This window comes from Pseudomonas fragi (assembly GCF_900105835.1).
In the GTDB taxonomy this organism is placed as follows: domain Bacteria; phylum Pseudomonadota; class Gammaproteobacteria; order Pseudomonadales; family Pseudomonadaceae; genus Aquipseudomonas; species Aquipseudomonas fragi.
In genome coordinates this window covers 2,198,185-2,221,177 of sequence record NZ_LT629783.1, presented here as the reverse complement: position 1 = coordinate 2,221,177, position 22,993 = coordinate 2,198,185, and the positions used below count along the sequence as shown (strand labels likewise).

The 22,993-nt window shown below is 59.7% G+C and carries 25 protein-coding genes and 1 pseudogene; 16 read left to right on the top strand and 10 right to left on the bottom strand.

The genetic code is table 11. The annotated features are described in order from the left end of the window. Positions 1 to 41: 41 nt before the first annotated feature. From BLU25_RS10205 to hisC, 10 genes are all read left to right on the top strand, one after another. Positions 42 to 851, top strand: a complete 810-nt coding sequence (locus BLU25_RS10205) for an ATP-binding cassette domain-containing protein (RefSeq protein WP_016781803.1) — start codon at positions 42 to 44, stop codon at positions 849 to 851. After that, the gene (mlaE, locus tag BLU25_RS10200; protein ID WP_029611534.1) at positions 851 to 1,648 is read left to right on the top strand and encodes a lipid asymmetry maintenance ABC transporter permease subunit MlaE; all 798 of its coding nucleotides are present in this window, start codon (positions 851 to 853) and stop codon (positions 1,646 to 1,648) included. Before BLU25_RS10205 ends, mlaE begins: the two co-directional genes overlap by 1 nt. Beyond that, positions 1,648 to 2,115, top strand: a complete 468-nt coding sequence (mlaD, locus tag BLU25_RS10195) for an outer membrane lipid asymmetry maintenance protein MlaD (protein ID WP_016781805.1) — start codon at positions 1,648 to 1,650, stop codon at positions 2,113 to 2,115. The genes mlaE and mlaD overlap by 1 nt, the downstream gene beginning before the upstream one ends. 11 nt (positions 2,116 to 2,126) lie before the next feature. Beyond that, complete coding sequence (locus BLU25_RS10190; RefSeq protein ID WP_016781806.1) at positions 2,127 to 2,786, top strand: MlaC/ttg2D family ABC transporter substrate-binding protein; 660 nt, start codon at positions 2,127 to 2,129, stop codon at positions 2,784 to 2,786. After that, complete coding sequence (locus BLU25_RS10185; RefSeq protein ID WP_016781807.1) at positions 2,783 to 3,088, top strand: STAS domain-containing protein; 306 nt, start codon at positions 2,783 to 2,785, stop codon at positions 3,086 to 3,088. The genes BLU25_RS10190 and BLU25_RS10185 overlap by 4 nt, the downstream gene beginning before the upstream one ends. Positions 3,089 to 3,202: 114 nt before the next feature. Continuing rightward, positions 3,203 to 3,442, top strand: coding sequence for a BolA family protein (locus BLU25_RS10180; RefSeq protein WP_003439919.1), 240 nt, complete (start codon positions 3,203 to 3,205; stop codon positions 3,440 to 3,442). A gap of 31 nt (positions 3,443 to 3,473) precedes the next feature. Further along, the gene (gene murA / locus BLU25_RS10175; RefSeq protein ID WP_016781808.1) at positions 3,474 to 4,739 is read left to right on the top strand and encodes a UDP-N-acetylglucosamine 1-carboxyvinyltransferase; all 1,266 of its coding nucleotides are present in this window, start codon (positions 3,474 to 3,476) and stop codon (positions 4,737 to 4,739) included. Between the two features lie 181 nt (positions 4,740 to 4,920). After that, entirely contained in the window at positions 4,921 to 5,556 is a 636-nt protein-coding gene (gene hisG, locus BLU25_RS10170) for an ATP phosphoribosyltransferase (RefSeq protein WP_016781809.1), read from the top strand. 148 nt (positions 5,557 to 5,704) lie between these two features. Continuing rightward, positions 5,705 to 7,030, top strand: a complete 1,326-nt coding sequence (gene hisD / locus BLU25_RS10165) for a histidinol dehydrogenase (protein WP_016781810.1) — start codon at positions 5,705 to 5,707, stop codon at positions 7,028 to 7,030. 2 nt (positions 7,031 to 7,032) lie between these two features. Next, positions 7,033 to 8,088 (top strand): histidinol-phosphate transaminase, encoded by a 1,056-nt coding sequence (hisC, locus tag BLU25_RS10160; RefSeq protein WP_016781811.1) that lies wholly within the window; start codon positions 7,033 to 7,035, stop codon positions 8,086 to 8,088. 126 nt (positions 8,089 to 8,214) lie between these two features. Here the strand turns inward: hisC and algW are convergent, their stop codons facing one another. Then, positions 8,215 to 9,372 (bottom strand): Do family serine endopeptidase AlgW, encoded by a 1,158-nt coding sequence (gene algW, locus BLU25_RS10155; RefSeq protein WP_083369628.1) that lies wholly within the window; start codon positions 9,370 to 9,372, stop codon positions 8,215 to 8,217. Positions 9,373 to 9,472: 100 nt separating this feature from the next. On the opposite strand from algW, the gene BLU25_RS10150 reads away from it, so the two are divergent. From BLU25_RS10150 to cysN, 3 genes are all read left to right on the top strand, one after another. Then, complete coding sequence (locus BLU25_RS10150) at positions 9,473 to 10,231, top strand: Nif3-like dinuclear metal center hexameric protein (protein ID WP_083369627.1); 759 nt, start codon at positions 9,473 to 9,475, stop codon at positions 10,229 to 10,231. A 247-nt stretch (positions 10,232 to 10,478) separates the two neighbouring features. Continuing rightward, complete coding sequence (gene cysD, locus BLU25_RS10145; RefSeq protein ID WP_003439932.1) at positions 10,479 to 11,396, top strand: sulfate adenylyltransferase subunit CysD; 918 nt, start codon at positions 10,479 to 10,481, stop codon at positions 11,394 to 11,396. Positions 11,397 to 11,405: 9 nt separating this feature from the next. Then, positions 11,406 to 13,304 carry a sulfate adenylyltransferase subunit CysN gene (gene cysN, locus BLU25_RS10140; protein ID WP_083369626.1) on the top strand — a complete coding sequence of 633 codons (1,899 nt, stop codon included), beginning with the start codon at positions 11,406 to 11,408 and terminating at the stop codon, positions 13,302 to 13,304. Positions 13,305 to 13,479: 175 nt separating this feature from the next. Here the strand turns inward: cysN and BLU25_RS10135 are convergent, their stop codons facing one another. The 3 genes and pseudogenes from BLU25_RS10135 to BLU25_RS10125 all read right to left on the bottom strand — a co-directional run bounded on the left by BLU25_RS10135 (position 13,480) and on the right by BLU25_RS10125 (position 16,883). Next, positions 13,480 to 14,385, bottom strand: coding sequence for an acyltransferase (locus BLU25_RS10135; RefSeq protein ID WP_083369625.1), 906 nt, complete (start codon positions 14,383 to 14,385; stop codon positions 13,480 to 13,482). Next, positions 14,386 to 16,485, bottom strand: coding sequence for a phosphate acetyltransferase (gene pta, locus BLU25_RS10130; RefSeq protein ID WP_016781815.1), 2,100 nt, complete (start codon positions 16,483 to 16,485; stop codon positions 14,386 to 14,388). A 60-nt stretch (positions 16,486 to 16,545) separates the two neighbouring features. Continuing rightward, positions 16,546 to 16,883, bottom strand: a pseudogene (locus tag BLU25_RS10125) (DUF3565 domain-containing protein). Here BLU25_RS10125 and BLU25_RS10120 point away from each other — a divergent pair. Both BLU25_RS10120 and BLU25_RS10115 read left to right on the top strand, forming a co-directional pair. Next, positions 16,852 to 17,337, top strand: coding sequence for an FKBP-type peptidyl-prolyl cis-trans isomerase (locus BLU25_RS10120; RefSeq protein WP_016781816.1), 486 nt, complete (start codon positions 16,852 to 16,854; stop codon positions 17,335 to 17,337). The pseudogene BLU25_RS10125 and the gene BLU25_RS10120 overlap by 32 nt on opposite strands. A 135-nt stretch (positions 17,338 to 17,472) precedes the next feature. Then, on the top strand, positions 17,473 to 17,955 hold the full coding sequence (locus BLU25_RS10115; protein ID WP_016781817.1) for a glutathione peroxidase: 483 nt from the start codon (positions 17,473 to 17,475) through the stop codon (positions 17,953 to 17,955). On the opposite strand, the gene BLU25_RS10110 is transcribed toward BLU25_RS10115, so the two are convergent. Continuing rightward, positions 17,952 to 19,142: a glycosyltransferase family 4 protein gene (locus tag BLU25_RS10110; RefSeq protein WP_016781818.1), complete on the bottom strand. Its 1,191-nt coding sequence runs from the start codon at positions 19,140 to 19,142 to the stop codon at positions 17,952 to 17,954. The two genes, BLU25_RS10115 and BLU25_RS10110, sit on opposite strands and share 4 nt — an antisense overlap. 61 nt (positions 19,143 to 19,203) lie before the next feature. Further along, a complete protein-coding gene (gene cysZ, locus BLU25_RS10105) occupies positions 19,204 to 19,965 on the bottom strand; it encodes a sulfate transporter CysZ (RefSeq protein ID WP_016781819.1) in 762 nt (253 codons plus the stop codon). A 312-nt stretch (positions 19,966 to 20,277) separates the two neighbouring features. Here cysZ and trxB point away from each other — a divergent pair, with 312 nt between their 5' ends. After that, a complete protein-coding gene (trxB, locus tag BLU25_RS10095) occupies positions 20,278 to 21,240 on the top strand; it encodes a thioredoxin-disulfide reductase (protein WP_016781820.1) in 963 nt (320 codons plus the stop codon). 152 nt (positions 21,241 to 21,392) lie between these two features. Here the strand turns inward: trxB and BLU25_RS10090 are convergent, their stop codons facing one another. From BLU25_RS10090 to folE, 4 genes are read right to left on the bottom strand one after another with little or no spacing between them, the layout of a single operon-like run. After that, complete coding sequence (locus tag BLU25_RS10090) at positions 21,393 to 21,734, bottom strand: HopJ type III effector protein (RefSeq protein ID WP_016781821.1); 342 nt, start codon at positions 21,732 to 21,734, stop codon at positions 21,393 to 21,395. Then, on the bottom strand, positions 21,727 to 22,023 hold the full coding sequence (locus BLU25_RS10085) for a DUF1244 domain-containing protein (protein ID WP_016781822.1): 297 nt from the start codon (positions 22,021 to 22,023) through the stop codon (positions 21,727 to 21,729). The genes BLU25_RS10090 and BLU25_RS10085 overlap by 8 nt, the downstream gene beginning before the upstream one ends. Positions 22,024 to 22,037: 14 nt before the next feature. After that, complete coding sequence (folX, locus tag BLU25_RS10080) at positions 22,038 to 22,424, bottom strand: dihydroneopterin triphosphate 2'-epimerase (protein WP_029611535.1); 387 nt, start codon at positions 22,422 to 22,424, stop codon at positions 22,038 to 22,040. Next, a complete protein-coding gene (folE, locus tag BLU25_RS10075) occupies positions 22,424 to 22,984 on the bottom strand; it encodes a GTP cyclohydrolase I FolE (RefSeq protein WP_016781824.1) in 561 nt (186 codons plus the stop codon). The genes folX and folE overlap by 1 nt, the downstream gene beginning before the upstream one ends. Positions 22,985 to 22,993 lie beyond the last annotated feature (9 nt).

Genomic DNA, 22,993 nt, shown 5'->3' with positions numbered 1-22,993 from the left:
TGTCCGGGTGAGAGGCAGAGGCTGCATCGCAAGGAGTTTAGATGAGCGCCGATAACGCCTACGCGGTCGAGCTGAAGGGAGTGTCCTTCAAGCGCGGCACGCGCAGCATCTTCAATAATGTCGATATTCGTATCCCGCGTGGCAAGGTCACGGGGATCATGGGCCCGTCGGGCTGCGGCAAGACCACACTTTTGCGCCTTATGGGCATGCAACTGCGTCCCAGCAGCGGTGAAGTGTGGGTCAACAATCAAAACCTGCCGGCCCTGTCGCGCAGTGATTTGTTTGATGCCCGCAAGCACATGGGCGTGTTGTTTCAGAGCGGTGCGCTGTTTACCGATCTGGACGTGTTCGAGAACGTTGCTTTCCCGCTGCGGGTGCATACCGAGCTGCCGGAAGAAATGATCCGTGACATCGTGCTGCTTAAATTGCAGGCGGTGGGCTTGCGCGGGGCCATCGACCTGATGCCCGACGAGTTGTCCGGCGGCATGAAGCGCCGGGTGGCACTGGCGCGGGCGATTGCCCTGGATCCGCAGATCCTGATGTATGACGAGCCCTTCGTGGGCCAGGACCCGATTGCAATGGGGGTGCTGGTACGCCTGATTCGTCTGCTCAACGATGCGCTGGGCATTACCAGTATCGTGGTGTCTCACGATCTGGCTGAAACCGCGAGCATTGCCGACTATCTGTATGTGGTGGGTGATGGTCAGGTGCTGGGGCAGGGCACGCCTGAAGAATTGATGAACGCCGATAACCCGCGCATTCGCCAGTTCATGACCGGCGATCCGGATGGCCCGGTTCCGTTTCACTTTCCGGCGTCGGACTACCGAACCGATCTACTGGGGAAGCGCTGATGCGCAAGATTTCATTAATGGACCGTATCGGCCTGTTCGGCCGGGCCGGGATCGATACCGTGGCGGTACTGGGGCGCTCGGCAGTGTTCCTGTTTCATGCCCTGCTGGGGCGTGGCGGTATCGGCGGCGGGTTTGGCTTGCTGATCAAGCAGCTGCACTCCGTGGGCGTCATGTCGCTGGTGATTATCGTCGTGTCCGGCATATTTATCGGCATGGTGCTGGCCTTGCAGGGCTTCAGCATCCTGTCCAGCTATGGTTCCGAACAGGCCGTGGGGCAGATGGTGGCCCTGACCCTGTTGCGCGAGCTGGGGCCGGTGGTGACCGCCTTGCTGTTCGCCGGGCGCGCGGGGTCGGCGCTGACTGCCGAAATCGGCAACATGAAGTCGACCGAGCAGTTGTCCAGTCTGGAAATGATCGGTGTCGATCCGCTCAAGTACATCATCGGGCCACGGTTGTGGGCCGGGTTCATTTCCCTGCCGGTGCTGGCAATGATTTTCAGCGTGGTCGGGATCTGGGGTGGTTCGTGGGTGGCTGTGGACTGGCTGGGCGTCTACGACGGTTCCTACTGGGCCAATATGCAAAACAGCGTAACCTTCAGTGGTGACGTCGTTAACGGGATCATCAAAAGCATCGTCTTTGCCTTTGTGGTGACCTGGATTGCCGTGTTTCAAGGTTATGACTGTGAGCCCACTTCAGAGGGGATCAGCCGTGCCACTACCAAGACCGTGGTGTATGCCTCACTGGCAGTCCTCGGGCTGGACTTTATTTTGACCGCCTTGATGTTTGGAGATTTCTGATGCAAAACCGCACCATGGAAATCGGTGTCGGCCTGTTCCTGCTGGCTGGCATCCTGGCTTTGCTGTTGCTTGCCCTGCGGGTCAGCGGGCTGTCCCCGACGGCGAGTACCGACACTTACAAGCTCTATGCCAATTTTGACAATATTGCCGGCCTGACCGTGCGCGCCAAGGTCACTATGGCTGGCGTGACCATCGGCAAGGTGACGGCAATCGACCTGGACCGTGACAACTACATGGCCCGCGTCACATTGCAGCTCGAAAAAGCGGTGGATAACCTGCCTGTGGATTCGACAGCGTCTATTCTCACAGCTGGCCTGCTGGGCGAGAAGTACATCGGCATCAGCGTGGGTGGCGAAGACGCCATCCTCAAGGATGGTGGCACCATTCACGACACGCAGTCGTCGCTGGTCCTTGAAGACCTGATCGGCAAATTCCTGCTCAATACCGTTAGCAAAGACGCCAAATAAGGAGCTTTTAGATGATTTCTCTCTTGCGCCGTGGCCTGCTGGTAATACTGGCCGCAGCCCTGCCTCTGGTGGCGAATGCCGCGCCGGGGCAGTCGGCCCATGACATCGTTTCAGATACCACGACCCGCTTGCTGGCCGACCTTGCGGCCAACAAGGAGCAATACAAGCAAAGCCCGAGCAAGTTCTACGATGCCCTGAACGAAATCGTCGGCCCTGCGGTAGATGTCGATGGCATCTCCAAAAGCATCATGACGGTCAAGTACTCGCGCAATGCAACGCCTGCCCAGATGCAGCGCTTTCAAGAGAACTTCAAGCGCAGCCTGATGCAGTTCTATGGCAATGCCTTGCTTGAGTTCAAGAACCAGGGCATCACCGTTGGCCCGGCCAAGGACGAAAGCGGCGATCGCACCAGTGTCGACATGACCGTCAAGGGTGACAACGGCGCCATCTACCCACTGTCCTATACCCTTAACAAGGTCAACGGCGAGTGGAAAGTGCGTAACGTGATCATCAATGGCATCAATATCGGCAAGCTGTTCCGTGATCAGTTCGCCGATGCCATGCAGCGCAACGGCAACAACCTGGATAAAACCATCGACAACTGGGCGGGTGAAGTGGCCAAGGCCAAGCAGACCACTGATGCAGCTTCGCCCAAGGCAGCTGCGCAATGAGTGAAGCGGCCATCACCCTGGCCGGCGAGAGCGAGTTGCGCCTCAGTGGCGTGCTCGATTATCAGACTGGCCCGCGCTTGCGCACAGAAGGCCAGGCCCTGATCAACAAAGCCCTGGCCAAAGAGCTGGTGGTTGATTGCTCGGGCGTCACCAAATCCAGCAGTGTCGGTTTGTCGCTGCTGCTGTGTTATATCCGTGATGCCCAGGCCCTGAACAAGCCATTGAGCATTCGTGCCATGCCCGAAGACATGCGTGAAATCGCCCAGGTCTCGGGTGTGACCGAGTTGCTGGCACATCATTAATCGCCACTTACACAAAGCCCCCCCGTCAGAGTCCTGTTATGCGGGGTTCGCAGGCGCGGGGCTTTTTTGTATGATGGCCGACCCGCGCGCGTTAGGCGCCGATTGAGGTTGAGCATGCAGGCCGTAGAAGTGAAGAGCTTTCTTGAGGGAAAGCTGCCTGGTACCCAGGTAGAAGTTGAGGGCGAAGGCTGCAACTTTCAGCTGAACGTGATTAGTGACGAACTGGTGGCCTTGAGCCCGGTTAAACGTCAACAAAGCATCTATGCCCATTTGAACCCGTGGATCGCTGATGGCAGCATCCATGCGGTCACTATGAAATTCTTCAGCAGCGCGGCCTGGGCCGAGCGCACCTGAGCCCCCTGAGCCCATTGGCGTCGAGATTGTTATGGATAAATTGATTATTACCGGCGGTGCCCGTCTTGATGGCGAAATCCGCATTTCCGGGGCGAAGAACTCCGCCCTGCCGATCCTGGCAGCGACCTTGCTGTGCAACGGCCCGGTGACTGTAGCCAACCTGCCGCACTTGCATGACATCACCACCATGATCGAACTGTTCGGTCGCATGGGCATTGAGCCGGTGATCGATGAAAAGCTCAGCGTCGAAATCAACCCGAATACCATCAAGACCCTGGTAGCGCCGTACGAACTGGTGAAAACCATGCGTGCGTCGATCCTGGTGCTGGGCCCGATGGTTGCGCGCTTCGGTTATGCCGAAGTTGCCCTGCCAGGCGGTTGCGCCATCGGTTCGCGCCCGGTTGACCTGCACATCCGCGGCCTTGAAGCCATGGGCGCAGTGATCGACGTCGAAGGCGGCTATATCAAGGCCAAGGCGCCAGAAGGCGGCCTGCACGGTGCCAACTTCTTCTTCGATACCGTCAGTGTGACCGGTACCGAAAACATCATGATGGCTGCAGCGCTGGCCAATGGCCGCAGCGTCTTGCAGAACTCTGCACGCGAGCCTGAAGTCGTTGACCTGGCCAACTTCCTGAACGCCATGGGCGCCAAGGTCAGCGGTGCCGGCACCGACACCATCACCATCGATGGCGTCAAAGAGCTGCATCCGGCGACCTACCGCGTCATGCCGGACCGTATTGAAACCGGTACTTACCTGGTTGCAGCTGCCGTGACCGGCGGCCGTGTGAAGGTCAAGGACACGGATCCGACCATCCTTGAAGCCGTACTGGAAAAACTCAAGGAAGCGGGTGCAGAAATCACCACGGGTGAAGACTGGATCGAGCTGAACATGCACGGCAAGCGCCCTAAAGCGGTGAACGTGCGTACCGCTCCGTACCCGGCGTTCCCGACCGACATGCAGGCGCAGTTCATCTCGCTCAACGCCATTGCCGAAGGCACCGGTGCCGTGATCGAGACGATCTTCGAAAACCGCTTCATGCACGTCTACGAGCTGCACCGCATGGGCGCCAAAATCCAGGTCGAAGGCAACACTGCCATCGTCACTGGCACCGAGACCCTCAAGGGCGCGCCAGTCATGGCCACCGACCTGCGTGCTTCGGCCAGCCTGGTGATTTCGGCCCTGGTGGCTGAAGGCGATACCCTGATCGACCGCATCTACCACATCGACCGTGGTTACGAGTGCATCGAAGAAAAACTGCAAATGCTGGGTGCCAAAATCCGCCGCGTTCCGGGCTAGTTTTTGCTGTTTGGCATCATGGGCACAGGGATAGTGTCCAGCCGCCAGGTGACGTAACGGCTTGCAAGCGTTACCTTACCTGGCCTCGAATCGTTCAAGTCGAGCCTGATATCAGGCTCGATGCTTGTCCGGCGCCGATTGCGCACGGGCAAAAGTACCCTGATAAGGACTTACGTTTCCCATGTTGACCATTGCACTGTCCAAGGGCCGTATCCTGGACGACACCCTGCCGCTTCTGGCTGAAGCAGGCATTGTGCCGACCGAGAATCCGGACAAAAGCCGCAAGCTGATCATCCCGACCTCTCAGCCGGATGTACGCCTGCTGATCGTTCGTGCCACCGACGTGCCGACTTACGTTGAGCATGGTGCCGCCGACCTCGGTGTAGCTGGTAAAGACGTGCTGATGGAGTACGGTGGCCAGGGCCTGTACGAGCCGCTGGACCTTCAGATTGCCCAGTGCAAGCTGATGACTGCCGGTGCCATCGGTGTTGCCGAACCCAAGGGCCGCCTGCGCGTGGCCACCAAGTTCGTCAATGTCGCCAAGCGCTACTATGCCGAACAAGGCCGTCAGGTCGATATCATCAAGCTGTACGGCTCGATGGAACTGGCGCCACTGATTGGCCTGGCCGACAAGATCATTGACGTGGTCGACACCGGCAACACCTTGCGCGCCAATGGCCTGGAACCCCAGGAATTCATTGCCGCCATCAGCTCCCGCCTGGTGGTTAACAAGGCTTCGATGAAAATGCAGCACGCCCGTATTCAAGCCCTGATCGATACCCTGCGCAAAGCAGTGGAATCTCGACACCGCGGCTGACTCACCTGCGCGGCTTCTTGCCGCGCCCATCTATCCGCGTAATAGCCAGAAATCTCAGGTACCCACGCGGATGGCTTGGTAGTCTTGTGGTGCCTGAGCTGTGCAAAACCCCTATTCCAAGCATTCGCCCATTACCGAGGCCCTCGCTATGACCGCTCCCACTGCAATTCGCCGACTCAACGCTGCTGACCCGGACTTCGCGCAGCATCTGGATCATCTGCTGAGCTGGGAAAGTGTGTCTGACGACTCGGTCAACCAGCGTGTGCTCGACATCATCAAGGCCGTGCGCGAGCGCGGGGATGCCGCCCTGGTCGAATTCACCCAGCGCTTCGACGGCCTTGAAGTGGCCTCGATGGCTGACCTGATCCTGCCGCGCGAGCGCCTGGAACTGGCCCTGACCCGTATCACTGCGCCACAGCGTGAAGCCCTGGAAACAGCGGCACAGCGTGTGCGCAGCTACCACGAAAAACAGAAACAGGACTCCTGGAGCTACACCGAAGCTGATGGCACGGTGCTAGGCCAGAAAGTCACGCCACTGGATCGCGCCGGTCTGTACGTACCGGGTGGCAAGGCGTCGTACCCGTCGTCGGTGCTGATGAACGCGATTCCGGCCAAGGTTGCCGGCGTGACCGAAGTGGTGATGGTCGTGCCGACCCCGCGCGGTGAAATCAATGAGCTGGTGCTGGCTGCCGCCTGCATCGCGGGTGTTGACCGGGTGTTCACCATCGGTGGCGCACAAGCGGTTGCAGCACTGGCCTATGGCACCGAAAGCGTGCCTAAAGTCGACAAGGTGGTTGGCCCGGGCAATATCTATGTTGCCACCGCCAAGCGCCATGTGTTTGGCCAGGTGGGTATCGACATGATCGCCGGCCCTTCGGAGATTCTTGTGGTGTGCGACGGCCAGACCGACCCGGACTGGATAGCCATGGACCTGTTCTCCCAGGCCGAGCACGACGAAGACGCGCAGGCGATTCTGGTCAGCCCTGACGCCGAATTCCTCGACAAGGTAGCGGCCAGCATCGCCAAACTGCTGCCGACCATGGAGCGGGCCGAAATCATTGAAACCTCGATCAATGGTCGCGGCGCGCTGATTCTGGTCAACGACATGCAGCAGGCTATCGACGTCGCCAACCGCATTGCCCCGGAACACCTGGAGCTGTCGGTGGCTGACCCGCAGGCCTGGTTGCCGCAGATCCGCCACGCCGGCGCGATCTTTATGGGCCGTCACACCTCCGAGGCGCTGGGCGACTATTGCGCAGGCCCTAACCATGTATTGCCGACGTCCGGTACGGCGCGTTTTTCGTCGCCGCTGGGGGTGTATGACTTCCAGAAGCGCTCCTCGATCATTTTCTGCTCCGAGCAGGGTGCTTCCGAACTGGGCAAAACCGCTTCGATTCTCGCTCGTGGCGAGTCGCTGACCGGTCACGCCCGCAGTGCCGAATACCGCATCCTCGCCGACAAACAGGGGCAATAAGCATGAGCAAGTTCTGGAGTCCATTCGTAAAAGAGCTGGTGCCTTATGTGCCGGGTGAGCAACCGAAGCTGACCAAACTGGTCAAGCTCAACACCAACGAAAACCCCTACGGGCCTTCGCCTAAAGCGCTGGCAGCGATGCAGGCCGAGATCAATGACAACCTGCGTCTGTACCCGGACCCCAACAGCGACCTGCTCAAGCAGGCGGTGGCCGAGTACTACGGTGTGCAGACCGATCAGGTGTTCCTGGGCAACGGTTCGGATGAAGTGCTGGCCCATGTGTTCAACGGCCTGTTCCAGCACGACAAGCCGCTGCTGTTCCCGGATATCAGTTACAGCTTCTATCCGGTTTACTGCGGCTTGTACGGCATCAAATTTGATGCCGTGCCGCTGGATGAGCAGTTCCAGATCCAGCCTGCAGACTATGCCCGGGCCAATGGCGGGATCATCTTCCCGAACCCCAACGCCCCGACGGGTTGCCTGTTGGCGCTGGACGCCATCGAGCAGATCCTCAAGGCCAACCCTGATTCAGTGGTGGTCGTGGATGAAGCGTATATCGACTTTGGCGGCGAGACCGCCATCAGCCTGGTGGATCGCTACCCCAACCTGCTGGTGACCCAGACCCTGTCCAAGTCGCGCTCCCTGGCCGGTTTGCGGGTCGGCCTGGCGGTGGGCCACCCGGATCTGATCGAGGCGCTGGAGCGGATCAAGAACAGCTTCAACTCCTACCCGCTGGACCGCATCGCCATTGCTGGCGCGGCGGCGGCGTTTACCGACCGTGAGTACTTTGAGCACACCTGCCAGTTGGTGATCGACAGCCGTGAACAGGTGATCGGGCAATTGCAAGCGTTGGGTTTTGAAGTGCTGCCGTCGGCGGCGAACTTTATCTTCGCCCGTCACCCGGAGCACGATGCGGCGGCGCTGGCGGCCAGGTTGCGCGAGCAGGGCGTGATTGTGCGTCACTTCAAGCAACTGCGCATTGCCCAGTTCCTGCGCATCAGCATCGGCACGCCGGAGCAGAATGCGGCGTTGATTGAAGGGTTGTCGGATATCGAATAGAGGTTGACCACAGCTGTTGTGGGAGCGGGCTTGCTCGCGATGCAGGCGCCGCGGTAGCTCAGGCAAACCGCGGCGATACCCTCGCGAGCAAGCCCGCTCCCACATCAGGTGGGGAGGGCGCGCTGCTTACTCATCCTGCTGCGGCGGCTGCTCTTGCGGCGGTCGCAGGCCCACTGCGGCGGTGAGCTTGAGCTCTTTGCCGTTGCGCATGACCTGGATCGTGATCTTGTCCGAAGGCTTGATCCTTGCCACCTGGTTCATCGAGCGACGACCATCGCTGGCGGGTTCGCCATCAATGCTCAGAATCACGTCCCCCAGTTGCAAGCCGGCTTTTTGCGCCGGGCCATCACGGAAAATCCCCGCCACCACAATCCCCGGGCGACCACTCAGGCCAAACGATTCGGCCAGTTCCTGGGTCAACGGCTGCACCTCGATCCCCAGCCAGCCGCGAATCACCTGGCCGTGCTCGATAATCGACTTCATGACTTCCATGGCCAGGTTGATCGGAATCGCAAAGCCGATGCCCTGCGAACCACCGGACTTGGAGAAGATTGCGGTGTTGATCCCGGTCAGGTTGCCGTTGGCATCCACCAGCGCGCCGCCCGAGTTGCCAGGGTTGATCGCGGCATCGGTCTGGATAAAGTCTTCGTAGTTGTTCAGGCCCAACTGGTTGCGCCCGGTGGCGCTGATGATGCCCATGGTGGTGGTCTGGCCCACGCCAAACGGGTTGCCGATCGCCAGTGCGATATCACCGATGCGCAAGGTGTCCGAACGACCAATGGTGATGGCCGGCAAGTTCTTCAGGTCGATCTTCAGTACCGCGAGGTCGGTTTCCGGGTCGCTGCCGATGACCCGGGCGTGGGTTTCACGACCGTCCTTGAGAGCCACTACAATCTGGTCGGCCCCTGCGACCACATGGTTGTTGGTCAGCAAATAGCCTTCCGGGCTCATCAGTACCGCCGAACCCAGGCTGGACTCCATACGACGCTGTTTAGGCTCGTTGTTGCCGAAAAAGTGACGGAACTGCGGGTCTTCAAACAGGGGGCGGGCGTTTTTGTTCACCACCTTGGTGGTGTACAGGTTGGCCACGGCTGGCGCGGCACGCACCACGGCGTCGGCATAAGTCACCGGGCCCTGCTGCACGTAACTGGTTTGCGGGGCTTGTTGCAGATTGACGTCCAGGCTCGGCAGCCCAACCCATTGCGGGTAACGCTGAATAATCAGCAAAGCGATAAGCACGCCAGCCAGCAGTGGCCAGCCAAAGAAACGCAAAGCCTTAAACATTGAACTCAGTCCTGAAGGTTGCAGAGCCATTCTGACGGCCCATAATGGCGCCATTATACGAGGGCCGCCCGGCTCTGAACGCTATATTTAGGAGTCTTTTATGGCTGTCGCCTTGAGCACGCTGGTAGAAGAAGCAAATCGTTACCTCAACAGTGCCGCCATCAGTGATTATTGCCCCAATGGCCTGCAGGTCGAAGGTCGCCCGCAGGTGATGCGTATCGTCAGTGGCGTGACCGCCAGCCAGGCCTTGCTGGATGCCGCTGTCGAGGCCCAGGCTGACCTGATACTGGTGCACCACGGTTATTTCTGGAAGGGCGAAGACCCTTGCGTCACCGGCATGAAACAGCGCCGCCTGAAAACCCTGCTCAAGCACGATATCAGCCTGCTGGCCTATCACTTGCCGCTGGACCTACACCCTGAAGTGGGTAACAACGTGCAATTGGCCCGGCAGCTGGACATCACCGTCGAAGGCCCGCTGGAACCGGGCAATCCGAAAGTGGTGGGGCTGGTGGGCTCTTTGGCCGAGCCGATGACGGCTCGCGATTTTGCTCGCCGTGTGCAAGAGGCGCTGGGGCGCGAGCCGTTGCTGATTGAAGGCAGCGAGATGATCCGCCGCGTGGGCTGGTGTACCGGAGGCGGGCAGGGCTATATCGACCAGGCGGTATTGGCCGGGGTTGACCTGTATTTAAGCGGCGAGGCCAGCGAGCAAACGTTCCATAGTGCCCGCGAAAACGACATCAGCTTTATTGCCGCCGGCCATCACGCCACTGAGCGTTATGGCGTGCAGGCTTTGGGTGATTACCTGGCACGGCGATTTGCCCTGGAGCATCTGTTTATCGATTGCCCGAATCCGATTTGAACCCACCTCACTCCTCTCTGTGGGAGCGGGCTTGCTCGCGATGCAGGCAACGCGGTTTGCCTGCATCTGTGCGGCGCATTCATCGCGAGCAAGCCCGCTCCCACAGGGCTTGATGGCCAAACTCCGGGATCTATTCTTAGACCTTTTCGATCTAGTTGGCGCCATCTATAGAAGAGGGCGCTGTGCTAGCATTCGAGCCTCGAACACGGCCCGCAGGCCGTTCATAAGATAGCTTTCGTGAGTAGCCATGGTCGACAAACTGACGCACCTGAAACAGCTGGAGGCGGAAAGCATCCACATCATCCGCGAGGTGGCCGCCGAGTTCGATAACCCGGTGATGCTGTACTCGATCGGTAAAGATTCCGCCGTGATGCTGCACCTTGCACGCAAGGCGTTTTTCCCTGGCAAGCTGCCGTTTCCGGTGATGCATGTCGACACCCAGTGGAAATTCCAGGAGATGTACCGCTTTCGCGACAAGATGGTTGCCGAGCTGGGCCTGGACCTGATCACTCACGTCAACCCGGACGGCGTGGCGCAAGGGATCAACCCCTTCACCCACGGCAGCGCCAAGCACACCGACATCATGAAAACCGAGGGCCTGAAGCAGGCTCTGGACAAATACGGCTTCGATGCAGCCTTTGGTGGCGCGCGTCGCGACGAAGAAAAATCCCGGGCCAAAGAGCGCGTGTACTCCTTCCGTGACAGCAAGCACCGCTGGGACCCGAAAAACCAGCGCCCCGAGTTGTGGAACGTCTACAACGGTAACGTCAACAAGGGCGAATCCATCCGTGTGTTCCCGTTGTCGAACTGGACCGAGCTGGACATCTGGCAGTACATCTACCTCGAAGGCATCCCGATCGTGCCGCTGTACTTCGCTGCCGAGCGCGACGTGATCGAGAAGAACGGCACGCTGATCATGATCGACGACGAGCGTATCCTTGAGCACCTGTCTGACGAAGACAAGGCGCGCATCGTCAAGAAAAAGGTCCGCTTCCGTACCCTGGGCTGCTACCCGCTGACCGGTGCGGTGGAGTCCGAGGCTGAAACCCTGACCGACATCATCCAGGAAATGCTCCTGACGCGAACTTCCGAGCGCCAGGGCCGAGTCATCGATCACGATGGCGCCGGCTCAATGGAAGATAAAAAACGTCAAGGTTATTTCTAAGGGGTTGTCATGTCGCACCAATCTGATTTGATCAGCGAGGACATCCTCGCCTACCTGGGCCAGCACGAACGCAAAGAAATGCTGCGCTTCCTGACCTGCGGCAACGTCGACGACGGCAAGAGCACCCTGATCGGGCGCCTGCTGCACGACTCCAAGATGATCTACGAAGACCATCTGGAAGCCATTACCCGCGACTCGAAAAAAAGCGGTACCACGGGCGACGATATCGACCTGGCGTTGCTGGTGGACGGTCTGCAAGCCGAGCGCGAGCAGGGCATCACCATTGACGTGGCGTATCGCTATTTCTCTACCGCCAAGCGCAAATTCATCATTGCCGACACCCCTGGCCATGAGCAGTACACCCGCAACATGGCCACCGGTGCATCCACCTGTGACCTGGCGATCATTCTGGTCGATGCCCGTTACGGCGTGCAGACCCAGACCCGTCGCCACAGCTTTATTGCCTCGTTGCTGGGCATCAAGCATATCGTTGTGGCCATCAACAAGATGGACCTCAAGGGTTTCGACGAAGGTGTGTTCGAGTCGATCAAGGCCGACTACCTGAAGTTCGCCGAAGGCTTGAAAATGAAGCCAACCAGCCTGCACTTTGTGCCGATGTCCGCCCTTAAAGGCGACAACGTGGTGAACAAGTCCGAGCGCTCGCCGTGGTACACCGGCCAGTCGCTGATGGAAATCCTCGAAACCGTGGAAGTGGCGGCCGACCGCAACCTCACCGACTTGCGCTTCCCGGTGCAGTACGTGAACCGTCCGAACCTGAACTTCCGTGGTTTTGCCGGCACCCTGGCCAGCGGTATCGTGCACAAGGGCGATGAAATCGTCGTATTGCCGTCGGGCAAGAGCAGCCGGGTCAAATCCATCGTCACCTTTGAAGGTGAGCTGGAACACGCCGGCCCGGGCCAGGCGGTCACCCTGACCATGGAAGACGAGATCGACATCTCCCGTGGCGACCTGCTGGTGCATGCCGACAACGTGCCGCTGGTGACCGACAACTTCGAAGCCATGCTGGTGTGGATGGCGGAAGAGCCGATGCTGCCGGGCAAGAAGTACGACATCAAGCGCGCGACCAGCTATGTGCCGGGTTCGATTGCCAGCATCGTCAACAAGGTCGATGTGAACACCCTGGAAGAAGGCCCGGCCAGCGCCTTGCAACTGAACGAGATCGGCAAGGTCAAGATCAGCCTCGACGCACCGATCGCCCTGGACGGTTACGCCAGCAACCGCACCACCGGTTCGTTCATCATCATCGACCGCCTGACCAATGGCACCGTGGGTGCAGGCATGATCGTGGCCCAGCCGTTGAGTCATGGCAGTGCGACCCATCACGGCAAATTGGCCCATGTGACCGTCGAAGAGCGTGCCCAGCGCTTTGGCCAACAGCCGGCCACTGTGTTGTTCAGCGGCTTGTCTGGCGCCGGCAAGAGCACCCTGGCCTACGCGGTTGAGCGCAAGCTGTTCGATATGGGCCGTGCGGTATTCGTGCTGGATGGCCAGAACCTGCGCCATGACCTGAACAAGGGATTGCCGCAGGACCGTGCCGGGCGCACGGAAAACTGGCGCCGTGCTGCGCATGTGGCACGTCAGTTCAACGAAGCGGGCTTGCTGACATTGGCCGCGTTCGTGGCCCCGGATGCTGAAGGCCGTGAACAGGCCAAGGCACTGATTGGCAGCGATCGGCTGATCACCGTGTATGTGCAGGCATCCCCTGCTGTGTGCGCCGAGCGTGACCCGCAAGGGCTTTACGCGGCGGGTGGCGACAACATCCCGGGTGAGTCTTTCCCGTATGACGTGCCGTTGGATGCCGACCTGGTGGTCGACACGCAAACGCTGTCACTGGAAGAAAGCGTCAAGCAAGTGCTGGACCTGTTGCGTCAACGCGGCGCAATTTAAGCCGCACTAAAAAGCCCGCCACCGAGTGATCGGTGGCGGGCTTTTTTGTGCATGACAAACGCCAAACATGCTCTTGTGGGAGCGGGCTTGCTCGCGATGCAGGCGCCCCGGTATGACGGTTTACCGAGTTGATATCATCGCGAGCAAGCCCGCTCCCACAGGATCAAGGGGAGCATCAAGTCTTGGGGTAGTCTCGATGCAATTGCTCCAGCAAGCGGTCCTTGTCTTCCCAGAGCTGGTTGATCCAGCTCTGGAACGCCAGGCGGTACTCTGGGTCCTGATCGTAGTTTTTACCCAGGAATTCCTCGGGTATCTGCAGTTCTTCAAACACCACGACCACGTCTTTCACATTGCCGCACAACAGGTCCCAGTAACCCGGACGCCCGCCGGGATAGTGGATGGTGACGTTGACAATCGACTTCAGCTGTTCGCCCATCGCGTCCAGCACAAAGGCGATACCACCGGCCTTGGGCTTGAGCAGGTAGCGAAACGGCGAGTTCTGTTGCGCATGCTTGGCCTCGGTAAAGCGCGTGCCTTCGACGAAGTTGAAGATGCCCACCGACTGGTTCTTGAACTTGGCGCAGGTCTTGCGCGTGGTTGCCAGGTCAGCGCCTTTTTTCTCCGGGTGTTTGGCCAGGTACGCCTTGGAGTAACGCTTCATGAACGGAAAGCCCAGCGCCCACCACGCCAGGCCAATCACTGGCACCCAGATCAGCTCTTGCTTGAGGAAGAACTTCAGCGGGCGGATGCGTTTGTTGAGCACATATTGCAGCACCATGATGTCAACCCAGCTCTGGTGGTTGCTGGTCACCAGGTAGGAGTGCTCATAGTCCAGGCCTTCAAGGCCCTTGATATGCCAGTGGGTCTTGCGCAGCAGATCAATCCAGCGATTGTTGTTGCCGACCCAGGCTTCGTGGATACGGCGCATCAATTCGTCGGTTACCCGCTGCGCCGCCGGGAAGGGCAGGCACAGCTTGAAGATCGCGACAATAAACAGCGGCGTGCAACACACGATGGTGTTGATCGCCAGTAGCAGTGAAGCGATGACGCCGCGTATCGGCGCAGGCAGGAAGTCCAGCATTTACACATCCATAGGTCGGTTGGCGGCTTGAATCGCCGTAAGGGCGATGGTGTAGACGATGTCGTCCACTTGCGCGCCGCGGGGCAGATCGTTTACCGGCTTGCGCAGGCCTTGCAGCATCGGCCCCAGGCTGACGCAATCGGCGCTGCGTTGCACGGCTTTGTGGGTGGTGTTGCCGGTGTTGAGGTCGGGGAAGACAAATACCGTGGCCCGTCCCGCCACCTGGCTATTGGGGGCCAGTTGCCTGGCTACGGCTTCGTTGGCAGCTGCGTCATATTGCAACGGGCCGTCGATCAGCAGCGCATGCTGCGCTTCATGGGCCAGCAGGGTGGCTTCGCGGACTTTTTCGACTTCTTCACCGCTGGCCGACTCGCCGCTGGAGTAGCTGATCATCGCCACCCGCGGGGTGATGCCGAACGCAGCGGCAGAGTCGGCGCTTTGCAGGGCGATTTCAGCCAGTTCAGTGGCGCTCGGGTGCGGGTTCATTACGCAGTCGCCGTACACCAGCACCTGCTCGGGGAACAGCATAAAGAACACCGACGACACCAGGGTGCAGCCCGGCGCGGTCTTGATCAGCTGCAGGGCAGGGCGGATGGTGTTGGCGGTGGAGTGGATCACTCCGGATACCAGACCGTCGACCTCGTCCAGTGCCAGCATCATGGTGCCGATCACCACCGGGTCTTCCAGTTGCTGCTCGGCCATCGGCGCATTGAGGCTCTTGGTCTTGCGCAGGGCCACCATCGGCTCGACATAGCGACCGCGGATCAGGTCGGGGTCGAGGATTTCCAGGCCTTCGGGCAGTTCGAAGCCGTGGGCCTTGGCCACTGCCTGGACTTCTTCGGGCTTGGCCAGCAATACACAACGGGCGATACCGCGTGCCTGGCAAATGGCCGCAGCCTGTACGGTCAGGGGTTCGCTGCCTTCGGGCAGGACAATGCGCTTGTTGGCCTGCTGGGCGCGCTGGATTAGCTGATAGCGGAACACGGCAGGGGTAAGGCGCATTTCGCGGGGTGTACCGCAACGCTGGTGCAGCCAGTGGGCATCGAGGTGGCTGGCGACGAAATCGGTGATGATCTCTGCACGTTCGCGGTCATCGATGGGGATTTCCTTGTTCAGGCCATTGAGACGGTTGGCGGTGTCGTACGAACCGGTGCTCACCGACAGTACCGGCAACCCGGCTTGCAGGGCCCCCCGGCACAGTTCCATCAGGCGCGGGTCGGGCTGGGTGTCACTGGTCAGCAGCAGGCCCGCCAGCGGTACGCCGTTCATGGCCGCGAGGCTGACGGCGAGGATGATGTCGTCGCGATCCCCGGGGGTCACCACCAGTACGCCAGGCTTGAGCAGTTGCAGGGTGTTGAGCACGGTGCGTGCGCACAGGATGATTTTCGACATGCGTCGGGTTTCATAGTCCCCGGCATTGAGCACCTGGGCCCCCAGCAATTCGGCCACGTCGCGGGTGCGTGGAGCGTTCAGTTCGGGCTGAAAGGGAATGCAGCCCAGCAACTTGAAATCACCACTGCGCAGCAACGGCGAATGCTCCTTGAGGCGCGCCGAGAACGCTTCCATGCTTTCGTCGGTACGCACCTTGTTGAGGATCACGCCCAGCACTTTCGGGTCTTTTGGCCCGCCAAACAGCTGGGCCTGCAACTCCACCCGGCCAGACAGCTCGGTGAGCACTTCGTTTTCCGGGGCCGAGACCAGGATCACTTCGGCATCCAGGCTCTTGGCCAGGTGCAGGTTGACCCGTGCCGCGTAACTGGCGGTGCGGGTGGGCACCATGCCTTCGACAATCAGCACGTCCTTGCCGACGGCGGCCTGCTGGTAAAGGTTGATGATCTCTTCGAGCAATTCATCGAGCTGGCCGTCACCCAGCATGCGTTCGACATGGGCCAGGCCCAGCGGGGTGGGTGGCTTGAGGCCGTGGGTGCGGGCCACCAGTTCGGTGGAGCGCTCAGGGCCGAGGTCGCCGGGGTGCGGCTGGGCAATGGGCTTGAAAAAACCGACTTTCAACCCGGCGCGCTCCAGGGTGCGGACCAGGCCCAGGCTAATGGAGGTCAGCCCCACACCAAAATCGGTGGGTGCGATAAAGAAAGTTTGCATGCGAGCTTCCTGACGTGGCAGTGCAAGGGCACCCCCCTTCAAACGGGGCTTGTGCCTGAATCAATTGCCAAGATTAGCGCTATCCGCCTCTTGAGCACACCAGCCACAGGCAAAGGGCTGACCTATTTTTGCCTGGCGCTGATCGGGGTCAAGCACCCACGGCCTGGATTGCCAAGGCGGTAGATGGCGCTGGTGCTGGGTGTGGCCGCAGGAGAGCACGGCAACCCAGTGCTGCTCCTCATCCTGACGCCAGGCAATGATCGTTGATGTTTTCAAATTTATCCGTTGGTCTTGGTTGTGTTCGCTTTCGAGCGATTGCTTGGTTAAACTTGCGCACTCATTATTTTTTGCAAAAGGTCTCGCCCCATGACGATCGCCGCCAACAAGGCTGTCTCCATCGACTATACCCTGACCAATGACGCTGGTGAGGTCATCGACAGCTCCGCCGGCGGCGCACCGCTGGTTTACCTGCAAGGCGCAGGTAACATCATCCCGGGTCTGGAAAAGGCTCTGGTTGGCAAGGCCGTTGGTGATGAGCTGGAAGTCTCCGTTGAGCCGGAAGACGCTTACGGCGAATACTCCGCCGAGCTGGTCAGCACTCTGAGCAGCAGCATGTTCGAAGGCGTTGACCAACTGGAAGTTGGCATGCAGTTCCACGCTTCGGCGCCGGACGGCCAAATGCAAATCGTGACCATCCGTGATCTGGACGGCGACGACGTGACTGTAGACGGTAACCACCCATTGGCTGGCCAGCGTCTGAACTTCAAGGTCAAGGTTGTTGCCATCCGTGACGCGAGCGAAGAAGAAATCGCTCACGGCCACGTACACGGCGAAGGCGGTCATCAGCACTGACAAGTGCTGCTACGCTCACAGGTGAGCTAGCCAGGAAAGGCGCCTTCGGGCGCCTTTTTGCATCCTGGGTTATGAGGGCAATCGCTGAACTGAACGATTGTTTGAATGTAGATACGGGAATTTTTGGAGTCCGTCATGAGTGCATTTCACGAACTTACCCTGGACGCGCTGGATGGCAAGCCGCTGCCGCTGGAGACCTTTAAAGGCAAAGTGGTACTGGTAGTGAACGTTGCCTCCAAGTGCGGTTTGACCCCTCAATACGCGGCACTGGAAAACCTGTACCAGCAGTTCAAGGGCAAGGGTTTCAGTGTTCTGGGCGTGCCATGCAATCAATTTGCCGGGCAAGAGCCGGGTAGCGAGCAGGACATTCAGGAGTTTTGCAGCCTCAATTACGGCGTCACTTTTCCTCTGAGCAGCAAGCTTGAGGTCAACGGGCCAGATCGTCATCAACTCTACCGGTTGCTGGCAGGCGAGGGCGCCGAATTTGAGGGGGACATCACCTGGAACTTCGAGAAGTTTCTGGTGGGCAAAGATGGTCGGGTATTGGCGCGTTTTTCACCGCGCACCGCGCCAGACGATGCCACGGTGATTCAGGCCATCGAGAAGTCCCTGGCTTAAGGCTTCTTTGCTGCGACCTGGACCGCAACCGGGGCTGCGCATGCGTGGCCCAGGCAAGCTCGCTGCAACAGGCTTTCGAACTGTTCGATAATGCCCGCCCAGCTTTGCCGGCTGGCATGGCGGCGGGCGTTGAGGCGCAAGGTGCGCAAGGTCTCGGGAGCCTCCAGCAGCCAGCAGGCGGCTTCAATCCAGGCGTATTCATCCCCCGGCATGGCCAGTACCCCGTTGTAGCCATGCCGAATGTGCAAACCGGCCGCGGCCTCGTCATAGGCCACCACCCCCAGACCCGAAGCCTGGGCTTCGAGTACCACATTGCCGAAGGTTTCGCTCAGGCTGGGAAACAAAAACACGTCACCGGATGCGTAATGGCATGCCAGGGCTTCGCCCGATTGCTCCCCGCAAAAGATTGCTTCCGGCAACGAGGCCTCCAGCGAGGCACGCTTTGAACCGTCGCCCACCACGATGAGCTTGAAGCGGCGCGCGGGATATCGCGCTTGCAGTTCATCGAAACAACGCTTGAGTGCATCCAGATTCTTTTCCGGTGCCAGCCGGCCAACATACAGCAGGGCAATATCCTGATCCCTTAGGCCCCAGCTCTGGCGCAATGCCTGCTGGCGTTTGGCCGGGCTGAACAATTGGCTGTCGACGCCGCGCGGGAGCAGCTCCAGGCGTTGGAAATGCCTGCGTTCAAGCTCTACACGCTGACTGGTGCTGGGCACCAGGGTCAGCGCCGAGCGGTTGTGGAACCCACGCAGGTAGTGGGTCAGCGCACGGGTAAACAGGGTCAGGCCATGCTGGCGCAAGTACTGCTGGAAATTGGTATGAAAGCCGGTGACTGCGGTGATGCCCAGACGCCGGGCTACCCGTAATGCACACAAGCCCAGCGGGCCCTCTGTGGCGATATAGACCACATCCGGGGGTTGCTGGCGCCAGCGTCTGGTCAGGCGATGGGTGGAGGTCAGGCCCCATTGCAGGCCAGGGTAGCCGGGCAGCGGCCAGCCGCGGCAGAGCATCAGCTCATCGCTGCTGCGCTGGTTGCCATCGGCGCTCTGGCGTGGGCGTATTAGTTGCACGCGGTGGTTGCGGGCGCGCAAGCCATCGCACAGTTGGCCAAGGGTATTGGCCACTCCGTTGATTTCAGGGGCGAAGGTTTCGGTAACAAGGGCGATATGAAGGGCTGTGGTCATGACCCCAGTGTGGGGTGGGGTCATGACGTCAATGTGTCACGGTGATGATGGATTTATGAAGTCAGCGGCTGCGATTGGCAGCGGCCAGCGCTTCATCGCCACGTTCGCGCACCCAGAACAGGGTTGCGCCGGCAACGGCGGCGGGCATCATCAGGATATTGACCACCGGGATCAGCAGTACCAGGTAAACGATGCCGCCAAAGCTCATGCTCTGCCAGCGCTTCTCGCGCAGCCAGGCGAGCATCTCGTTCCAGCCCAGCTTGTGGTTGTCGGCCGGGTAGTCGATGTACTGGATGGCCATCATCCAGATCCCGAACAGCAGCCACAGCGGTGCCGCGATCAGGTTAAGCACCGGGATAAACGAGAGAATCAGCAGTGCAATGGCCCTTGGCAGAAAGTAGCCAAGCTTGCGCATTTCCCGGGCCAGGGTGCGCGGCACCATCGCCGCCAGTTCCCCCCAGCTGAAGGGTGGGGAGGTATCGACCCCGCGTGCCACGGCCTCGACCTTTTCCGAGAGAAAACCGTTAAATGGCGCGGCGATGATGTTGGCCAGCATGGTGAAGGTGAAAAACACCATCAACGCCACCAGCACCACGAACAGAGGCCACAGTACGTAGTTGAGGAAGCTCAGCCAGCCGGGCAGGGTCGGCATCAGCGTATCGACCCAGAGGCTGAACTGATGCCCGGCGAAATAAATCAATCCGACGAACAGCACCAGATTGATCAGCAAGGGCAGCAGCACAAACAGGCGCAAGCCAGGGCTTAAGACCAGCTTCAGGCCTTCGCGCAGGTACTGCGGGCCAGAGAGAACAGGGGCGGGCATAGCGTGCTCCGAACAGTGGAAAACCGGGCGACCTTAACGGCTTTGTCCGCAGGACGAAAGCCTTGTCGCAGTATCGACAATAACTGTAACAAAGCCGTCTAAAATCGACTTCGACTACATAGAGACCTGCTATGAGCTGGATTGTTAATGCGTATTTCCTTACTCTCTGCGGCCTCTATATGCTTCACCCATATTTTTCAGGATCTGCGCGTTGCAGGCATAGCCTGGGCAGGTTTACGGTTTCTTTTTTATTCCAGCCGGTAAAGCGGCGTTCCGACCCGGTTTCAATGCGGGCGGTCATAGGAGTGAGTCATGTCTGAAGTACGTCATTCGCGTGTGATTATTCTGGGTTCCGGCCCTGCCGGTTACAGCGCCGCTGTTTATGCGGCCCGCGCCAACCTCAAACCACTGCTGATCACGGGCATGCAGGCTGGCGGTCAACTGACCACCACCACCGAAGTCGACAACTGGCCCGGTGATGTTCACGGCCTGACCGGCCCGGCCTTGATGGAGCGCATGCGTGAGCATGCCGAGCGTTTCGAGACGGAAATCATTTTCGACCACATCAATGAAGTGGATCTGAAAAACCGTCCGTTCACCCTCAAGGGTGACAGCGGTACGTTCACCTGCGACGCCCTGATCATCGCGACCGGCGCCAGTGCCCGTTACCTGGGTCTGCCGTCGGAAGAAGCGTTCATGGGCAAGGGCGTTTCTGCCTGCGCGACCTGTGACGGTTTCTTCTACCGCAACAAGCCTGTTGCCGTAGTGGGTGGTGGTAACACCGCGGTTGAAGAGGCGCTTTACCTGGCCAATATCGCCAGCAAAGTAACCCTGGTTCACCGTCGTGAAACCTTCCGCGCCGAGAAGATCCTGATCGACAAGCTGCACGCCCGTGTAGCGGAAGGCAAGATCGAGCTGAAGTTGAACGCGACCCTGGACGAAGTGCTGGGTGACAACATGGGCGTGACCGGTGCGCGCCTGAAAAACAACGACGGCAGCTTTGACGAGCTGAAAGTCGACGGCGTATTCATCGCCATCGGCCACACGCCGAACACCTCGTTGTTCGAAGGTCAGCTGGAGCTTAAAGACGGTTACATGGTTGTGCAGGGCGGCCGTGAAGGCAATGCCACTGCGACCAGCGTTGAAGGTGTGTTTGCTGCGGGCGACGTGGCGGACCACGTTTATCGTCAGGCCATCACCTCGGCTGGCGCCGGTTGCATGGCAGCGCTGGATACCGAGCGCTACCTGGACGGCCTGCAGAACGCCCAGTTCTGATAGCCCGCCCCAACAAAAAAACCGGCCTTGGCCGGTTTTTTTGTGTCTGCCCTGTGGGAGCGGGCTTGCCCGCGATGGGATCGCAGCGGTGTACCTGAATAAAAGCGGCGCCTGTATCGCGAGCAAGCCCGCTCCCACAATGAGTCGCAGTATTACGCCTTGCGGGTCAGCGGTTGCGCTTCGAATTTGACCCCGGCCAGGCCGTGGGCAATCAGTGCGCGAATGTTGCTGTGGTCTGTGCCTTCAGGCGTGGCCAGAACCGAGCGGTAGTGCTCGCCGAAAGCCAGCAGGGCTTCCTGGTCGCTCAAGCCTTCGAGCAGGGCCAGGCCCAGGGTCTTGCACGAGCCTTCGTTCTGCCCGGCAGCGTTTTCCACAGGGCCGTTGCTGAACGCCTGGGGCTGGTAGTCATAATGCGCGGCAATAAACGCCAGGGTATCGGCAAAAACGTGCTCGCCGCTGTTGAGGCTGGCGCGCAGGGTGTTCAAGTCAGTCATGCTTTTTTCCTTGGGCGAACGCCGCAGTCTGCTCGGCGCTGGCTTCTTTCTGGTATTGGGCTTTCCACTCGGCATACGGCATGCCGTACACCACTTCGCGGGCGTCATCGAGGCTGATGTCGATCTGGCGCTCGTCCGCAGCGGCCTTGTACCACTTGGACAGGCAGTTGCGGCAAAAACCCGAGAGGTTCATCAGGTCAATATTTTGCACGTCTTTGCGGCTGTCCAGGTGCGCGACCAGGCGGCGAAAGGCGGCAGCTTCGAGTTCAAGTTGTTCTTGAGGTGTCATGGCGTTCACCGGGGTTATGAGGTTGCAGTCTGGCGGCTTGCCGCCAGCGTGATCGATACCGATTCGGCAAAGCGCAGCGCGTGCGGCTTGTCGACTTCGACTTCGGCATACAGCACCGCGTCGTTGGCCATTACCAGGTCGAGCAGTTCCTGGGTGAGGCGCTCCAGCAGGGCGAAGCGGTTCTCTTCGACGTGCTGGATCACGGCCTTGGTGATGGTGCGGTAATTGAGCGCGTGGTCGATATCGTTATCGCGCACCGCCTCCTGCGCCGCGTAGAGGATGGTGAGGTTGATCAGCACATCCTGCTTGTTGAGGATTTCGTCCTCATTGATGCCGATAAAGGTGCGCAGGCACAGGTCCTTGACGCGAATACGGGCCATTCCTGGCTGAAGTTGTGGCATTACGGCTTGCTCCGTCCAATCAGTTGCAAGAACTCCATGCGGGTGCTCGGTTCGCGAAATGCGCCGAGCATGACCGAGGTGTTCATGGTCGAATTCTGTTTTTCCACGCCGCGCATCATCATGCACATATGCTGGGCTTCGATCACCACGGCCACGCCGGCGGCCTGGGTGACGCTCTCGATGGCGTCGGCGATTTCCCGGGTGAGGTTTTCCTGGATTTGCAGGCGCCGGGCGAACATGTCGACGATACGGGCGATCTTCGACAGCCCCAGTACCTTGCCCGTCGGGATATAGGCCACATGGGCCTTGCCGATAAAGGGCAGCAGGTGATGTTCGCACAACGAGTACAGTTCGATATTGGCCACGATCACCATTTCGTCGCTGTCCGAGGCAAACAGGGCACCGTTGACCAGGGTGTCCAGGCTCTGCTCATAGCCATGACACAGGTACTGCATGGCTTTGGCAGCACGCTTGGGGGTGTCTTGCAGGCCTTCGCGCTCAGGGTCTTCGCCTAAACCAATAAGAATCTCGCGGTAATGCTCAGGCAGTGATGCGCTCATCTAGGTACT

Excerpts from the sequence above, each read along its gene's own strand:
- folE (WP_016781824.1), bottom strand. The coding sequence starts at position 22,984 with ATGAGCGCATCACTGCCTGAGCATTACCGCGAGATTCTTATTGGTTTA.
- BLU25_RS10115 (WP_016781817.1), top strand. The coding sequence starts at position 17,473 with ATGAGTGCATTTCACGAACTTACCCTGGACGCGCTGGATGGCAAGCCG.
- cysN (WP_083369626.1), top strand. The coding sequence starts at position 11,406 with ATGTCGCACCAATCTGATTTGATCAGCGAGGACATCCTCGCCTACCTG.
- mlaE (WP_029611534.1), top strand. The coding sequence starts at position 851 with ATGCGCAAGATTTCATTAATGGACCGTATCGGCCTGTTCGGCCGGGCC.
- BLU25_RS10185 (WP_016781807.1), top strand. The coding sequence starts at position 2,783 with ATGAGTGAAGCGGCCATCACCCTGGCCGGCGAGAGCGAGTTGCGCCTC.
- BLU25_RS10135 (WP_083369625.1), bottom strand. The coding sequence starts at position 14,385 with ATGCTGGACTTCCTGCCTGCGCCGATACGCGGCGTCATCGCTTCACTG.
- hisC (WP_016781811.1), top strand. The coding sequence starts at position 7,033 with ATGAGCAAGTTCTGGAGTCCATTCGTAAAAGAGCTGGTGCCTTATGTG.
- murA (WP_016781808.1), top strand. The coding sequence starts at position 3,474 with ATGGATAAATTGATTATTACCGGCGGTGCCCGTCTTGATGGCGAAATC.
- cysZ (WP_016781819.1), bottom strand. The coding sequence starts at position 19,965 with ATGCCCGCCCCTGTTCTCTCTGGCCCGCAGTACCTGCGCGAAGGCCTG.
- algW (WP_083369628.1), bottom strand. The coding sequence starts at position 9,372 with ATGTTTAAGGCTTTGCGTTTCTTTGGCTGGCCACTGCTGGCTGGCGTG.
- folX (WP_029611535.1), bottom strand. The coding sequence starts at position 22,424 with ATGCCACAACTTCAGCCAGGAATGGCCCGTATTCGCGTCAAGGACCTG.
- pta (WP_016781815.1), bottom strand. The coding sequence starts at position 16,485 with ATGCAAACTTTCTTTATCGCACCCACCGATTTTGGTGTGGGGCTGACC.
- mlaD (WP_016781805.1), top strand. The coding sequence starts at position 1,648 with ATGCAAAACCGCACCATGGAAATCGGTGTCGGCCTGTTCCTGCTGGCT.
- trxB (WP_016781820.1), top strand. The coding sequence starts at position 20,278 with ATGTCTGAAGTACGTCATTCGCGTGTGATTATTCTGGGTTCCGGCCCT.
- BLU25_RS10120 (WP_016781816.1), top strand. The coding sequence starts at position 16,852 with ATGACGATCGCCGCCAACAAGGCTGTCTCCATCGACTATACCCTGACC.
- BLU25_RS10205 (WP_016781803.1), top strand. The coding sequence starts at position 42 with ATGAGCGCCGATAACGCCTACGCGGTCGAGCTGAAGGGAGTGTCCTTC.
- BLU25_RS10190 (WP_016781806.1), top strand. The coding sequence starts at position 2,127 with ATGATTTCTCTCTTGCGCCGTGGCCTGCTGGTAATACTGGCCGCAGCC.
- BLU25_RS10085 (WP_016781822.1), bottom strand. The coding sequence starts at position 22,023 with ATGACACCTCAAGAACAACTTGAACTCGAAGCTGCCGCCTTTCGCCGC.
- BLU25_RS10180 (WP_003439919.1), top strand. The coding sequence starts at position 3,203 with ATGCAGGCCGTAGAAGTGAAGAGCTTTCTTGAGGGAAAGCTGCCTGGT.
- BLU25_RS10150 (WP_083369627.1), top strand. The coding sequence starts at position 9,473 with ATGGCTGTCGCCTTGAGCACGCTGGTAGAAGAAGCAAATCGTTACCTC.
- hisG (WP_016781809.1), top strand. The coding sequence starts at position 4,921 with ATGTTGACCATTGCACTGTCCAAGGGCCGTATCCTGGACGACACCCTG.
- BLU25_RS10090 (WP_016781821.1), bottom strand. The coding sequence starts at position 21,734 with ATGACTGACTTGAACACCCTGCGCGCCAGCCTCAACAGCGGCGAGCAC.
- cysD (WP_003439932.1), top strand. The coding sequence starts at position 10,479 with ATGGTCGACAAACTGACGCACCTGAAACAGCTGGAGGCGGAAAGCATC.
- BLU25_RS10110 (WP_016781818.1), bottom strand. The coding sequence starts at position 19,142 with ATGACCACAGCCCTTCATATCGCCCTTGTTACCGAAACCTTCGCCCCT.
- hisD (WP_016781810.1), top strand. The coding sequence starts at position 5,705 with ATGACCGCTCCCACTGCAATTCGCCGACTCAACGCTGCTGACCCGGAC.